The sequence below is a fragment of the Streptomyces sp. 1114.5 genome (assembly GCF_003635085.1).
GTDB lineage: Bacteria > Actinomycetota > Actinomycetes > Streptomycetales > Streptomycetaceae > Kitasatospora.
Map to the genome: position 1 here is coordinate 671,882 of NZ_RBXE01000002.1, position 14,303 is coordinate 686,184.

12 protein-coding genes are annotated in these 14,303 nt (G+C 72.7%); 3 read left to right on the plus strand and 9 right to left on the minus strand.

Features of this window, described 5'->3' with window-relative positions:
* Positions 1-48: 48 nt before the first annotated feature.
* The 5 genes from BX285_RS26420 to BX285_RS26440 form a co-directional block, all read right to left on the minus strand.
* Positions 49-1,005 (minus strand): helix-turn-helix domain-containing protein, encoded by a 957-nt coding sequence (locus BX285_RS26420; protein WP_121178415.1) that lies wholly within the window; start codon positions 1,003-1,005, stop codon positions 49-51.
* A 120-nt stretch (positions 1,006-1,125) separates the two neighbouring features.
* On the minus strand, positions 1,126-1,944 hold the full coding sequence (locus BX285_RS26425) for a carbohydrate ABC transporter permease (RefSeq protein WP_121178416.1): 819 nt from the start codon (positions 1,942-1,944) through the stop codon (positions 1,126-1,128).
* Positions 1,945-1,955: 11 nt separating this feature from the next.
* Positions 1,956-2,879 (minus strand): carbohydrate ABC transporter permease, encoded by a 924-nt coding sequence (locus BX285_RS26430; RefSeq protein WP_121178417.1) that lies wholly within the window; start codon positions 2,877-2,879, stop codon positions 1,956-1,958.
* Positions 2,851-4,104: an ABC transporter substrate-binding protein gene (locus BX285_RS26435; protein WP_121178418.1), complete on the minus strand. Its 1,254-nt coding sequence runs from the start codon at positions 4,102-4,104 to the stop codon at positions 2,851-2,853. The genes BX285_RS26430 and BX285_RS26435 overlap by 29 nt, the downstream gene beginning before the upstream one ends.
* Before the next feature lie 300 nt (positions 4,105-4,404).
* Positions 4,405-7,152, minus strand: coding sequence for a helix-turn-helix transcriptional regulator (locus BX285_RS26440; protein WP_121178419.1), 2,748 nt, complete (start codon positions 7,150-7,152; stop codon positions 4,405-4,407).
* A 748-nt stretch (positions 7,153-7,900) separates the two neighbouring features.
* Here BX285_RS26440 and BX285_RS26445 point away from each other — a divergent pair.
* Both BX285_RS26445 and BX285_RS26450 read left to right on the plus strand, forming a co-directional pair.
* The gene (locus BX285_RS26445) at positions 7,901-8,764 is read left to right on the plus strand and encodes a helix-turn-helix domain-containing protein (RefSeq protein ID WP_183107233.1); all 864 of its coding nucleotides are present in this window, start codon (positions 7,901-7,903) and stop codon (positions 8,762-8,764) included.
* Between the two features lie 32 nt (positions 8,765-8,796).
* Entirely contained in the window at positions 8,797-9,897 is a 1,101-nt protein-coding gene (locus BX285_RS26450) for an alpha/beta hydrolase (protein ID WP_121178421.1), read from the plus strand.
* 46 nt (positions 9,898-9,943) lie between these two features.
* Here the strand turns inward: BX285_RS26450 and BX285_RS26455 are convergent, their stop codons facing one another.
* Together BX285_RS26455 and BX285_RS26460 are read right to left on the minus strand one after the other, a co-directional pair.
* Positions 9,944-10,864, minus strand: a complete 921-nt coding sequence (locus tag BX285_RS26455; RefSeq protein ID WP_220783977.1) for a VOC family protein — start codon at positions 10,862-10,864, stop codon at positions 9,944-9,946.
* 159 nt (positions 10,865-11,023) lie between these two features.
* Positions 11,024-11,860, minus strand: a complete 837-nt coding sequence (locus BX285_RS26460; RefSeq protein ID WP_121178423.1) for an alpha/beta fold hydrolase — start codon at positions 11,858-11,860, stop codon at positions 11,024-11,026.
* Between the two features lie 252 nt (positions 11,861-12,112).
* Between BX285_RS26460 and BX285_RS26465 the strand changes: the two genes are divergently transcribed.
* Positions 12,113-12,667, plus strand: coding sequence for a Dps family protein (locus BX285_RS26465; protein WP_121178424.1), 555 nt, complete (start codon positions 12,113-12,115; stop codon positions 12,665-12,667).
* A 109-nt stretch (positions 12,668-12,776) separates the two neighbouring features.
* On the opposite strand, the gene BX285_RS26470 is transcribed toward BX285_RS26465, so the two are convergent.
* Both BX285_RS26470 and BX285_RS26475 read right to left on the minus strand, forming a co-directional pair.
* Positions 12,777-13,259 (minus strand): DoxX family protein, encoded by a 483-nt coding sequence (locus BX285_RS26470; RefSeq protein ID WP_121178425.1) that lies wholly within the window; start codon positions 13,257-13,259, stop codon positions 12,777-12,779.
* Between the two features lie 29 nt (positions 13,260-13,288).
* Positions 13,289-13,951, minus strand: coding sequence for a hydrolase (locus BX285_RS26475; RefSeq protein ID WP_121178426.1), 663 nt, complete (start codon positions 13,949-13,951; stop codon positions 13,289-13,291).
* Positions 13,952-14,303: the final 352 nt, after the last annotated feature.

Sequence of the window (14,303 nt, forward strand, 5' to 3'; positions counted from 1 at the left end):
CGGGGCCGGTAGGTACGGCGGCCGGCCTCGGCCGGGCGGGGGAGGGGGTCATTGCGCCGGTTTACCGCGGACCTGCCAGTCCCTCGGAGTCATGCCGTAGGCGGCGCGGAAGGCGCGGCTGAAGTGGCTGGAGTTGGCGAAGCCCCAGCGGCGGGCGACTCCTGCCACGCCGAGTTCGGCGGCGACCGGGCGCAGGAGGTCCCGGCTGCAGCGTTCCAGTCGTTGCGTTCGGATCCATCCGCCGACGGTGGTGCCTTCGAGGTGGAAGAGCTTGTGGAGGAAGCGGACCGAGATGAAGTTGGCCTCCGCGATGGTGGTCGGGGAGAGGTCCGGATCGCGGAGGTTGCGCAGGATGTGAGTCTTGACCCGTTCCAGGGAGGCCGCGCTCTGCGGTGACTGGGGGCGGGAGCGGTCGGAGCGGTCGTCGACGAGGAGGGCCAGCAAGTCGAGTGCGGTGGCTGCGGCTCGGCGGCCGACCGCCTCGTCCAGCACCTCCGCCTCGCGCGCCATCCGCGAGAAATAGGTCGCCACCAGTGCGGCGCTGCCCTCGGACCCGCTGAAGGGGGTGGCGGTCAGCGCTCGGAGGTCCCGCTCCGGAACATCCAGCTCGGCGCGGGGGAAGTGGAAGGACGTGAAGACGAATTCCTCCTCAAGCGTCTTCCGGAAGACCCGGGAGGTGTCGGTGATGGAGAACTCGCCCGGCCGGATGACCGACTCCCGGCCGTCCTGCTCCTTGAGTGCGGTGCCCCGCTCCTGGAGGCTGAGGATCAGCGACGGGGGGCCGCCGTCGGCGATCATGCGCCGGCTGCGCGTCACCACCTGCGGCCCCGCCTGGACCCTCGATATCCGCATCGGGCCGAGCTGGTGGCCGACGATCGCGCCGGGCGACGGCACCTCCTCCAGAAAGTTCACCATCATCGGCACGAAGGCGTGGGACACCGCCTCGTGCCAGCTCTCCGTTCGGTCGGAGGCGGACAGTCGCATGGTGGAGAGAGATGCGGGCACCGGGTTCCTCTCGGGTCGGTCGGCCAGCGGTGGCCCCGTCCACCGCTGTGCCTTCCGGGTCACCATGCCGGAAGGCCCGGGGCGGGACATCGCGTGAACCTACTAGATCGGGTGTGACCCTCACGTGACGGTCGCACCGGTGGCGGTGCCGGTGACGTGGCGTTGGGCGAGGACGAGCAGGACGGCGGCCGGCACGGAGGCCAGGACGGAGGTGGCCATGACGGCGTTCCACCGGTCGGTGTGGGCGCCGAGGTACTGGTAGACGCCCAGGGTGACCGGCCGGACAGCGTCCGTGGTGGTCAGGGTGAGGGCGAAGAGGAGGTCGCTCCACGCGAGGAGGAAGGTGAAGACGCCGGCCGTGACCAGGGCGTTCCGGCTCAACGGGAGCACCACGGAACGGAAGACGCGCAGCCGGCCGGCACCGTCCATCCGCGCGGCCTCGACGATCTGCTCGGGGATGCTCCGCATGAACGAGTGCAGGACGAGGATCGCGAAGGGGACGCCGGCGGTGGAGTCGGCGAGGACCAGCCCGAGGCGGGAGTTCAGCAGCCCCAGGTCGTTGTACGCGCCGTAGAGCGCGTTGGCCACCACGATGCCCGGCACCGCCTGGGTGGTCAGGACGCCGAGGAGTACGGCCCCGGCGCCGCGCAGGCGGAACCGGGCCAGTGCGTGGGCCGCCGGTGCGGCGAGGGCCAGGCTGAGCAGCGCGCTGCCGAGGGCCACCAGGAGGCTGGTGACGAGGTTGCGCCCCTGGTCGCGCAGCGCGGCGGCGTACCCGCCGAAGTCCGGGTGGAGCGGGAACCACCCTCCGCGCAGGGTGTTGCCGGCCGGCTGGAGGGAGGCGTTCACCATCCAGTAGACGGGGAACAGCATCAGCGCGAGCAGGACGATCCCGACGAGGGTGGACAGCGGACCGCCGCGGCCGGGTGGGCGTTTCACGGGTGGGCCTCTCAGAAGGCGCGGGCGCGTCGGTCCGCGCGCAGATATAGGACGGCGAACACCAGCGACAGGACGATGAGCACGTTGCCCAGCGCGGCGCCGCGCCCGAAGTCGTACTGCCGGAAGGCGAGTTCGTAGGACTGGGTGGCGAGGGTCTCGGTGGCGCCGGCCGGTCCTCCGCCCGTGACCACCAGGATGACGTCCAGCACCTTGACGGTGTAGACCACGCTCAGCACGAGCAGCACGCTCACCACCGGCCGCAGCAGCGGCCAGGTGATGTGGCGGAACGAGGCCAGCGGCCCGGCGCCGTCCAGCTTCGCCGCCTCGTACAGGTGCGGGGGGATGTCCTGCAGACCGCCGTACAGGATCGCGGTGTTGAAGGGGACGCCGACCCAGGTGTTGACCAGGACCACCGACAGCAGGGCCTGGGAGGTGCCGGTGAGCCAGGGGACGCCGGACGAGGTGAGGTGGAGGCCGCGCAGCACTGCGTTGACGGCTCCGGTGTCGGGGTCGAGCATCCACTTCCAGACGGTTCCGGTGGCGACCAGCGGCAGCAGCCAGGGCAGCAGCAGGAGCGAGCGCAGTACGCCGCCGAGCGGGAAGCGGCGCCGGAAGAACAGGGCGAGGGCCAGGCCGAGGGCGAACTGCCCCAGGACCGATCCGGTCGTGAACACGGCCGTGGTCAGCAGGGTGCGCGGGAAGGCGGGGGAGGAGAGGACGGCCGCGTAGTTCCGCAGACCCGTGAACGGGGCGTCACCGGTGTAGAAGGTCGTGACGGTGTACCGCTGGAAGCTCATCACGATGTTCTCGACGATCGGGTAGCCGAAGAACAGCAGCAGGTACGCGGCGGCGGGCGCGACGAACAGCCACCTGGCCCACCGTTCCCCGCGCCGGAGCGGCGAGGGGTCAGTGGCCCGTGGCGGTCTGCTGCGCATGCCTGAGGGCTTCCTCCGGTGTCTGCTCACCCGTCAGCGCGGACTGGACCGCGGTGTAGATCCCCGTCGCCGCCTTGGGCCACTCGACGCCGAGCTCGCCGGTACGGGCGCGCGCCACCGTCACGCTCCGGGCGAAGGCGGCCATCGACGGGTTCGCCTCGGCGTGCTGGGCGGCCACCGCGGTGCGGGAGGGCACGGTGTGGTGCTGCCGGGCCGCGGTGAGCATGGTGGCGGGGGAGTTCAGACAGGCGAGCACCCGGGCGGCCTTCTCCTGCCGCGCCTTGGAGGGGTTCTGCGGGACGGTCCACACCTCGCCACCGAGCGGGGTGACCGGGGTCTGCCCCGACTGCGGGACGGGGACGGGGGCCACGCCCCAGTGCAGGTTCGCGTCCTGCTCCAGGGCCGGGATGCGCCAAGGGCCGTTGATCATCATGGCCGTCCGACCGGCGACGAACTGGTCGTGGACGTCGGCCTGCGTCCAGTTCAGCACCGACTTCGACATGGAGCCGCTGTTCACCAGGTCGACCCAGAGCTGGAGCGCCTGCGCGGCCTGGGGAGTGTCCAACTGCCGTTCGTCGCCGCCGTTGGACCAGAGGAAGGGTAGGAACTGCCAGGTGCCCTCGAAGGTGGCGTTCGCGTCGACCGCCATGCCGTAGCGCCCGGGACGGGTCAACACGGCTGCGGCCGCCTTCAGTTCGTCCCAGGTCCGCGGGACGCCGACGCCGGCCTCGGCCAGCATGTCCTCGTTGTAGATCAGGGCGACGGTGCTGACGTTCGGGGCCAGCCCGTACAACTTGCCCTGGTAGCTGCCCGCCGAGGCGATGCCCGGGGCGAAGCCGTCGGCGTCGATGCCGTAGCCGTCCAGCGGGCTCAGCGCGCCGGTTCGGGCGATCTGCTGCAGGTCGGGGTTGTCGAGCATCAGCAGGTCGGGGAGGGTCCGGGAGGACGCCTGCTGCAGGACCTTGGGGACCAGGGACGCACCCGGGACGCTCGTCTGCTCGACCCGCACCCCGACCGTCCGGCCGCATGCGGTGAGCAGGTCGCCCCACTGGGCGTGCTCGGTCTGGTCGGTGTAGTAGTCGAGCGCGGTGATGGTGGTCACCTCGCCGTCGGCCGGCCCGGAACCGGTGCCGTCACCGCACCCGGCGGCGGCCGGCGCCAGGAGCAGGATCCCGGTCAGGAGGGTGGCGAACCGCCGAGCCGACGATCTGGCCGGTGAGATCATGCTGGTGCCTTTGCCGGGTGCCTGGGGCCTGGGGTGGGTGGTGCGAAGGGGGTGACTCCAGGGATGCCGTTCACCGGGCCAACCGGACTCTTCCGTTCGAACGGATATTAAACACCCCCGGGAGCACCCGTGGCATGCGCGGTGGCCTCCCGGATCATCGCCACCACGGCGTCAGGCCGCGACAGGGGAACGGCGTGTGAAGCGTTCGGCACGTACTCGGTGGCTGCCGTGCGTCGGGCCGTGAAGCGCTGGGCGACGGGGTTGAGCAGGGGCATCGCCTGAACGTACCCACGAGCCCGCTCAGCCTTCGGGCAGGGAGGCGACCAGGTTGGCGAGCTGCACCCGGGAGCCGATCGACAATTTGCGGAAGACGGACGTCAGATGGGTGTTGACGGTGTGCGGGGACACCACGAGCACCTCGGCGGCCGACCGGTTGGTGTGGCCCTGGGCGATGAGGCGGGCGACCTTCTCCTCCGAGGCCGTGAGGGCGGCCCAGCCCTGGACCGGGCGCTGCACGGTCGCCGCCCGGCGGTTGTCGGCCCCGGTGCCGTTCAGGGCGCGTTGGACGTGTGCCGCCGCGGCGTGGGCGCCCGCCTCGGCGAACGCGCCGCGCGCGTGGGCCAGCGCGGTCACCGCCCGGTCGCGCCGCCCCGCGGCCAGCAGGGCCAGGCCGAGATCGGCGTGGGCGGCGGCCCGGGTCAGCGGGCGGGGGCTCGCTTTGAGCAGTTCCACGGCGTGTTCGAGCACGGCGGGGTCGTTCCGTACGAGCCCGCGGGCCTGTGCCGCGACGCCGGTGGCGGTCGGTACGGACGGGTTGCGTCCGGCGTGGGCCTCGGCCTGGGCGGCCAGGTCCTCGGCGAGCTCGCGCTCCCCGGCGCGCAGGGCCATCCGGACCGCGGCGTCGACCCAGTCGCGCAGCAGTCGCCAGCGCATGAACGGCCCCTGCCGCTGGATCTGGTGGATCCGGTCGACCGCGAGCGCGACGTCCCCGTCGGCCTCGGCGTGGACGGCCTCCAGGAAGTGCACCGCGGCCGTGTTGCCCGGGTTCGGTTTGACGGACAGTCGCTCCCGGGCGGCGAGCAGGTGCTCCCCGGCCGCCTCCCGGTCGCCGCGCAGCAGCGCGATCCGGGAGCGGATCACCCGGCCGTTCACCTGCTGGACGGGTACCCGCACCTCGTCCTCCAGGCGCTCCATGGTCACGAAGTCGGCCTCGGCGTCGTCGAGCCGGCCGAGCCCCAGGTCGTGCTGGCCCTGGGCCCACAGCAGCATGGCCTGACGCACCGCACCGGCCCGCTCCGCCGCCCGGAGGAGCAGGCGCCCGCCCGCGGCGAAGTCGTCCAGGTGCAGGTGCGCGACGACCTCCTCGGGGAGGAAGGCGGAGTCGATGGCGCTGAGCGCGGCGAATCGTTCCAGCGCGGCGGCGTTGTCCCCTGCGTTCAGCGCGATCTCGCCCAGCCCGGACAGGGCCAGGACGTGGGCCTCCCGGTCGCCGATCGCGGTGGCGGTGCGCAGCGCGGTCTCGCCGGCCTGCCGCGCCGCGGCCAGGTCACGGCCCCGGGACAGCGCCAGGGCGCGCAGGGCGGCCAGCCGTGCGCAGATCTCCGGGGCGGAGCCGCCTGCGGCGAGGGCGGCCTCGGTCCGGCGGCGCAGTTCGTCGGCGAGGTCCATGGTCCACAGCGCCCCGCCCAGGGCGGACTGGAGCCGGCCGAAGGTTTCCAGGGGCGGACGGTCGGCCAGCAGCCGATCGCCGGTCTCCAGCGCCTCGCGGTCGCGGCCGGCCCGGGCCAGGCAGAGGATCGTCTGCTCGCCCACCTCGAACCTCAACCGCCCTGCCGTCGGGGTCAGTTCGAGGGCGCGCAGCATCAGGTCGGCCGCCGGCTCCGGCGTGACCGCCAGCACGTCCTCGGCCGCTCGCCGCAGCAGCGCCACGGCTTCTTCGTCCCCGGGCGTGGCCCCCCGCAGGATGTGCGGCACCGCGTCGATCGGCTGCCGGCCCGCGGAGACCAGGCGGCGGGCGGCCTCGCGATGCAGGGCCTTGCGGGCCGACGGAAGGATGTCGGCGTAGACCGCCTGGCGCAGCAGGTCGTGCCGGAAGACGAGGTTGTCGCCGTCGTCGTCCAGGAGGCCGGCATGCACCGCCTCCTCCAGCGCAGGAAGCAGGGCGGCGGCCGGCCGGTCGCAGAGCGCGGCGGCGTCGTCGAAGCCGAACCGGCGGCCCAGCACCGCGCCCATCCGGAGGAACCCCAGCGTGTCGGGCTGCAGGGACCGGAGCCTGCCGCGCACGCCGACCACGAGCCGGGAGGGCACGACGTCCTGCGCGGCGTCGGCGGTCCGTAGCCCGGCCAGCATCTCGACCGCCAGGAACGGGTTCCCGCCGGCGCCGTCGAGCAGGTCCCGCACCCACGTGTCGACCGCCGGTCCGAGCGTGTCGTCGGCCAGTTGACCGATGGCCGCGCCGGACAGCGGGCCCAGGGTCACCGTGACCGCCGGAAGGTTTCCGGTGGCGGCGGCCACGATCTCCTCCGCCGGGCCGGCGGGCTCCCGGCGCCCGGTCAGCATCCACAGGACCGGCGAGGTCCGCAGGCGGGTCGGCAGCTGCTGGAGGGCGAACCGGCTCAACGCGTCGGCCCACTGCACGTCGTCCAGAGCGATCAGCACCGGCGCGTCGGTGGCCCTGGCCTCGATCGCCTCCGCCAGGCGCTCCACCAGCCAGATCCGCTGGTCGTGGTTGCGGGCGAGATCGGCGAGGTCACCACCGCACAGCAGTGGGCGGTCGCCGTGCAGGATGCTGGCCGCCAGCGAGGAGAACGGCACGAGGTGGTGCAGCTCGTCGGCTTTGCCGAGGCTCACGGAGAACCCCGCCGCGCCGGCCCGGCAGACGGCCTCGGTGAGCAGGGTGGTCTTGCCGATGCCCGGCTCCCCCCGGATCAGGGCCAGCCCCCCGCTGCCGGTGCGGGCCACCGAGGCGGTCAGCTCCTGGAGGTCCGCGAGCTCGGTCTCCCGGCCGCGCAGGCCACGATGGGACAGCGGACCGCCTGACCCTGCCATTCGAGCGTCTCCCCCGTCCACCCGTGCCTGCCGGAGTCCGGCTCCGTCCGCGCCGCTGCTCCCGGCTCTCAGAGGGTACGCGGTGGGTGGTCGGCCGCTTCACCGCAGGTGGCGGCGGTGCTGAGGTCAGCCGGCGGGGCGGGGCAGTTCGGCGTCCCAGTCGATCGCGCCGCCTTCCGTCCGGCCGTGGCAGGTGCAGGGGGGCGGACCCGGAGGTCGCCGAGGCCGTGTCGGCGCGCGCGGGGTGCGGTGGGGCCGGGTGGGGGCGGCGCGGTGGTCTTGCCTCGGGTCCTGGGCGCTGCCGTGGACCAGGGGAGGCGGATTCGCCGTCCAGGCTAGGGAGGGGTGTCGGCGGGGGTGTTCCGATGGTGCACGGCGATCTGACGGTCTGTGCACCGTTGGGGGGCCGCAGCGGGTGGGAGGCGGGGTCCTTCCGGCCTGGCCCGTTCTTCGGGCCGGCGCGTTCGGGGAGGCTTCGCCGGTTGTCGAAGGTGTGCTTCGCCGGTGCGAACTACGGTGCGCTGCAAGCATTTTCGTCTTCTTCGACGGGGGCGGGCGAGGCCTCCGGCGAGCAGCGGATGCCAGTCGGGGCGGGCACCATCCGGGGCCACCGAAGCCTTCGGAACTCCGATTGTTGAATGTTGTCCGATAGGTCCGCGCCTTGTATCAATGGCACACCTTCCCGGTATTCGACAGAACCAACTCCCACCGGTCGGAGCCTCCCATGAGCCAGTCGGGTCCCTCACTCATGCCCGAAACCCCCGCGCCCGACGTCGCGGTCCACCAGCTTGACCAGGCCGCCCGCGACGGCGGCAACGGCTGCATCGACATCCTCTCCCCGCCACCCGGAACCGATCCCGAGGACTGCCTCTACGTCACCCTGCACGTCCACGGCGCGGCCTCCGTCCGACGCGGCGGCGCCAGCACCGCGCTGGCCCCGGGGGACCTGCTGATCAGCACCACCCCGCACCCGGCGGGCCTGCTGCAGGACTCCGCATGCCGGATGGTCCGCTTCCGCATCCCCTGCTTCTACCTGGGCATCCGGCAGAGCGACGTCCGGCGCGCGGGCGGGCTGATGGCGCGGGGGAGCGAGGGGATCGGCTCGATCGCCTCCCAGTTCCTCCGCACCCTGGCCACCCGGGCGCAGACCCACCGGGCCCGACCGGGCGACCACCTCGCGCGCAGCGTCTGCGACATCGTCGCCGTCCTGGTGACCGAGCTGCTCGACCGGGAGAACCCGGAACACCACAACGGCACGGCCGAGTTGCTGTCCCGGATCCGCTCCCACATCGAGCAGAACCTCGCCGATCCGGACCTCTCGCCCGAATCGATCGCCCGCGCGCAGCACATCTCGGTGCGTTACCTCCACAAGCTCTTCCAGCAGGACGGGACGACCGTGGGCCAGTGGGTGCGGCGGCGCCGCCTGGACGCCTGCCGCCGGGAGCTGGAGCGCCCGTCCCGTCGGCAGACCAGTGTGTCCGCCGTCGCGCACCGCTGGGGCTTCGTCAGCCACTCCCACTTCAGCCGGGCGTTCCGCGACGCCTTCGGCGTCTCGCCCCGCGAGTGGCAGGCCTACGCCACCCGGACCGAGGGCCACAACCCTGCCTCCTGATCCCTCCACCCGGTGCCATCCGAAAGGCCGCCATGCCCCCCACCAGGCCCACCATCGTGCTCGTCGACGACGGCTGTTCCGACGACGAAACGGTCGCCGCGGGGGAGGTCGAGGATGCACCACCCGGGCGCTGCCCGTCCGAGCAGGCCGGAAGCGGTTCGTGCGGCCGGCGCCCGGTGCTGGAGCGGGCGCTCGCGGAGTTCCCGGACGGCGGAGCCGGCCGGTCCGCGACGGACCTGCCGGACCCCGCCGCCCTCACCGCAGACGGCCGCTCCGACGACGGGCCGAAGGAGTACGAGGACGATCCGTACGGCACCACGTCGGAGTGGTTCGCCCTGCCGTGCGGGCCGACCGGGCGGGTGCGGGTCCAGGTGACCAGGCCCGTCGGCGGCGCCGAGCCGAGCCCGGTGGTGCTGTTCCTGCCCGGTCTGGGCCGGTCGCTCGGGGACGCCGCCTGCTACGGCCCGTTGATCCGGGACTTCGCCCTGGGCACCGACGCCGCCGTCGTGTACGTGGAGTACGACCGGGCGCCCGCCACGCGCTACCCGGTGGCCGTCGAGCAGTGCTACGCCGTGGCCCGCTGGATCCGCGCGCACGGCCGGGAGATCGGGTTGGAGGGGGACCGGATCGCCGCCGTCGGCGACTCCACGGGAGGGAATCTGGTGGCAGCCCTGACGTTGCTCGCCCGGGAGCGCGGAGACGTACGGCTGGTGCACCAGGTGCTGCTGAGCCCGGTGACCGATGCGGACTTCGACACCGCCTCCTACCGCCGGTTCGCGACCGGCTACTTCCTGCACCGCGACCACATGCGCCGGTTCTGGGACGACTACCTGCCGGAGCCGCACCGGCGGCGGGAGGCCGTCGCCGCGCCGCTGCGGGCGACGCTGGAACAACTCGTCGGGCTCCCGCCGGCGCTGGTGGTCACCGCCGAGGCCGATGTGCTGCGGGACGAGGGCGAGGCCTACGCCGCCCGGCTCCGGCTGGCGGGCGTCCCGGTGGTGGCGGTGCGCTACCAGGGGGTGCCGCACGGCTTCCTGCTGCTCGGTGCACGCTGCCCCACCGGCACCGCCCGGGCCGCGCTGCTGCAGGTCGTCGACACCGTGCACATGGCGCTGCACCGCCGGTCCTGGTGAGGACGGGCGGTGCAGCGCCGGGTACGGGCGTGGCCTGCGCGGCCGGTCACCGGTCGGTGTGGACCTCCGCGACGTAGCCACCCGGGAACCGGACCATCGCGCTCTCCCGGCCGTCCGCGCGGACCGGCCCCGACAGCACCGTGGCGCCGGCCGCCCTGGCCCGGCCCAGGGTCGCGCCGAGGTCCGGCACGCCGTAGCCGGTGGTCTCCAGGCCGAACGGGTAGGGAAGGTGGCCGTCCGTCACCGTGACGGTGGTGGTGCCGAAGCCGGAGGTGAGGCGGATGAGCCGGTACGTCGTCCCGGGCAGGCCGATCGCGGCGCCGTCGGCGTGCCGGTCGTCGGAGACGACGCGGCCCTTGGTGAAGGCGAGGTAGCTGTCCAGGAAGGCGCGGACCGAGTCCGGCGACAGGTAGAGCCGGTTCTCCGGCACGCTGGCCAGGGCCGGGTACGACGTCGGGGCGTTGTGCACGTAGAGCTGGGCGCTGATCCCACCGGGGAACTGGACGACGGCGTCCCGGCCGATCGGGTCGGCGAACGGCGCCACGGTGACGGCCGCGCCGTCGGCGCGGGCGGCTCGGACCGCCTGGTCGAGGTCGGTCACCAGCCAGCCGGTGCGCTCGGTGCCGAACGGGTACGGGACGGGCGTGGTGTAGTCGAACACCGACAGCGTGCCGACCGGCGACACCACCAGCTCGGACAGCGTCCGGCTGGGGGTCGGGGTCACCTGGGTGGGGACCGGCCCGATCGTGGTGCCGCCGAAGGTGGACGTCCAGCTGGTCACGAAGGCCTGCTCGGTGCCGGGTGCGACGTAGACGTGGGTGGTGTCGTACTGCGGGCCGACGGCGAACTGCTGGTGCGAGCCCGGCTTCGCCGGGGTGCTCTGGGTTGCCGAGGCGGTGGGGATCGCCGTCAGCGCGGCGACCGCCGCGACCAACGGGACCACGCGTCGGACGAGTCGAAGCTTCACGGGTGACCTCCTGGTCATGGTTCGCGCCCGGAGCCGCTCGAGCGGGCTCCGGGCGCGGGTGTGTGGCCGGTACCGCCGTCGCCGTCCGAACCCGGGGCGGCGACGGCGGTACCGACGACGGGACGGACGGCCGCGGTCGGGGGAGCGCGGCCGCCCGGGTCACTTCGCGAGGAAGGCGAGCAGCGCGGTGTTGACCTCCTCGGCGTGGGTCCAGAGCAGGCCGTGCGGCGCGCCCTCGATCTCCACGTACTCGGCGGAGGGCAGCGCCCGGTGGAAGACCCGGGCGGTGTTCTCGATGGGCAGGGTACGGTCGCCGGTGCCGTGCACGATCAGGGCGGGGACGTCGATGCGCGGGATGTCGGCGCGGAAGTCGGTGTACCAGGTGGTGGGGGCGGCCGCGGCGGCGAAGAAGCCGCCGCTCGCCGCGGTGTTCCAGCTGTTGCGGACGGCCTCCTCGCTGATCCGGCTGCCGAGGTTCTCGTCCAGGTTGTAGAAGTCGTTGAAGAAGCCGGTGTAGAAGGCGTAGCGGTCGGCCTTCACAGCGGCGACGATGCCGTCGAAGAATTCCTTCGGGGCGGCGCCGTCCGGGTTGTCGTCGGTCTTGAGCAGGAACGGCTCCAGGGAGGCCAGGAAGGCGACCTTGGCGATGCGGGCCGAACCGTAGGTGGCGACGTAGCGCGCGACCTCGCCGGTGCCCATCGAGAAGCCGACCAGCACGGCGTCCCGCAGGTCGAGGGTCTCCAGCACGGTGTTGAGGTCCGCGGCGAAGGTGTCGTAGTCGTAGCCGGTGGTCGGCTGGGAGGACTGGCCGAAACCGCGGCGGTCGTAGGTGATGACCCGGTAGCCGGCGTCGAGCAGCGCGGCGCTCTGCCGCTCCCAGGAGTGTCCGCTCAGCGGGAAGCCGTGGATGAGGACGACCGGCTGTCCGGTGCCGTGGTCCTCGTAGTAGAGGTCGATGGAGGTGGAGTTCTCCTGGCCAACGGTGATGAACGGCATGGGGTTTCCCTGTCTTTCGGCCGGCGTGCGGTTGCGATGGAGCTCACCCTAGGAGCGGTCGCCGCCGGCTTGTTGCCTCGGAGAGCACTCGATGTCGTCCGAGAGTGCTCCGCGTGGGCCCGGCTGCTCACATGGGCTCAACTCCCGTGCGAGTGCACGGAAAGACCGCAAGCGGTGCGCCGTCGGAACAGGCCGACGGCACGCGCGTTCCTAGCCTGGTCCCCGAACCGTCCGGCCGTCCCCAGGAGCGCCATGACCAGCCAGCCACACCTCCACCAACACGCCGTCGAGATCCAGGAGTTCGGCACCGTCACCCAGCTGCCGATCGCGCTCTCCCACGACGCCCGGCAGTACTCGTGCCAGCGGCTCAACCGCGTCCTCGCGGACACCCAGTTCCTGTACGCGCTGTACAAGAAGTGCCACTGGGGCATGCGCGGGCCGACCGCCTACCAGCTGCACCTGCTCTTCGACAAGCACGCGCAGGAGCAACTGGAGCTGGTCGACGCGCTCGCCGAACGGGTGCAGACGCTCGGCGGGGTCGCCGTGGGCGATCCCCGGCACGCCGCACGGATCACCGGGGTGCCGCGCCCGCCGGACGGCATCGAGGACGTGCACTCGATGCTCTCGCGGCTCCTCGACGCGCACGAGACCATCCTGGCCGACGTCCGCGACGCCGCCACCCGGGTGGCTGGGCTCGGCGACGACGGCACCCAGGACCTCCTGGTCTCCCAGATCATCCGCACCGGTGAGACCCAGGTCTGGTTCCTCGCCGAGCACCTGGTCGTCACCCCCGAGACCGGGGCGTGACCGCGGGCCGGGTCCGTTCGTCGGCGGCCCGGCCCGCTCTGTGCCGAGCCCGTTCGTCGGCGGGCCCGGCACTTTTTCGTGCGCCCGTGCCCGCCGACGAAGCCGGGCCTCAGCCGCGGTGCAGGGCGAGCCTGGTGGCCAGGCCGCCGCCCACACCGGCGACGAGGGCCACGGGCAGACACCACAGCGGCCAGTGCGCCAGGCCGAGGGCCCCGTCGACCGACCACTGTCCGGGGCCGGTGGCGGTCAGCGCCGCGCCGATGACTGTCAGGACGAACGGGAACTCGTACCCGTCGTGCTGCACCCACAGCCCGTGGGGCCACTTGACCGTCAGCGCGACGGTCATCACCCCCATGACGCCCGCGCCGGCCAGCGGAGTGAGCAGGCCGAGGGCCAGCATCAGTCCGGCCCCGACCTGGGTGCCACCGGCGGCTATCGCGGTGAGCTTCCCGCCGCGGAAGCCGTCGCCCCGGAACTCGGCACTACCGCCTTCCAGGCCGCCGCCGCCGAGGTGGAAGCTGACCTTCTGGACGCCGTGGCCCGCGATCAGCAGACCGGCGACCAGGCGCAGCAGGAGAAGGCCCGTGTTCATGTCGGACTCCGTTGGGTCGGTGCGGTCGGTCAGCCGGCGGCGTGCGGGTTGATCATGGACTGGGCGTAGACCAGGCCCATGCCGTAGGCGCCGCCGTGCTCCTTGACCAGCTCGGTCACCGCGACGTAGGTCTCGGTGCGGGCCCAGTCGCGCTGGAGCTCCAGCAGGACCTGGATCCAGGTGACGGGCACGGCGCCGGCGGCGGTCATCCGCTGCAGGGCGTGCTCGTGGGCCAGCGGGCTGACGCCGCCGGAGGCGTCGGCCACGACGTAGACCTCGTAGCCCTGGTCCAGCGCGGACAGGGCCGGCAGGACGAGGCAGACCTCGGTCCACAGGCCGGAAAGGATGATCTTCTTGCGGCCGGTCGCCTTGACCGCCTCGACCAGGGCCTCGTCCTCCCAGGCGTTCATCGTGGTGCGGTCGACGACCTCCTGGTCGGGGAAGACGGCCTTCAGCTGCGGGAGGATCGGGCCGGAGAAGGACTCGGCGGCGACGGTGGACAGCACGCTCGGCACACCGAAGATCTTCGCGGCCTTGGCCAGGCCGACGGTGGCGTTGATGATCGCGGTGCGGTCGCCGCTACCGGTGCCGAAGAACATCTGCGGCTGGTGGTCGACGAACAGCATCATCGCGTTGTCGGGGGTCAGCAGGTCCGGGCTCGGAGCGGCGTGGACGTTGGCGAAGTCGACCATGGGTCTTCTCTTTCCTTGTGAATACGGCGAATTGACGTGACATCAGGCCGCCCCGGACCGCCGGGGCGCTCGTTCAACGACGCTAGACGCGGCGCCCCGGGGTGTTCTGCTCGCTGCGCGCCCGGGATTGTCCTGACAACGCACGACCGGCCGAACCGGGCCGGCCGACCGCCTCAGTGCGCTGCGGGGCCATCGGTCATGCGCTGCAGAAGTCCTTCGCGCGTGCCGGCTGCCTAGGTTTCGCCGGGTGGCCCCGCCTGGCCGCGATCAGCTCCCCCGATCCCCAGCACCGACCACCATCGACCGCCACCGAGCATCACCGCACTCCACCGCACTCCACCGAACATCACCG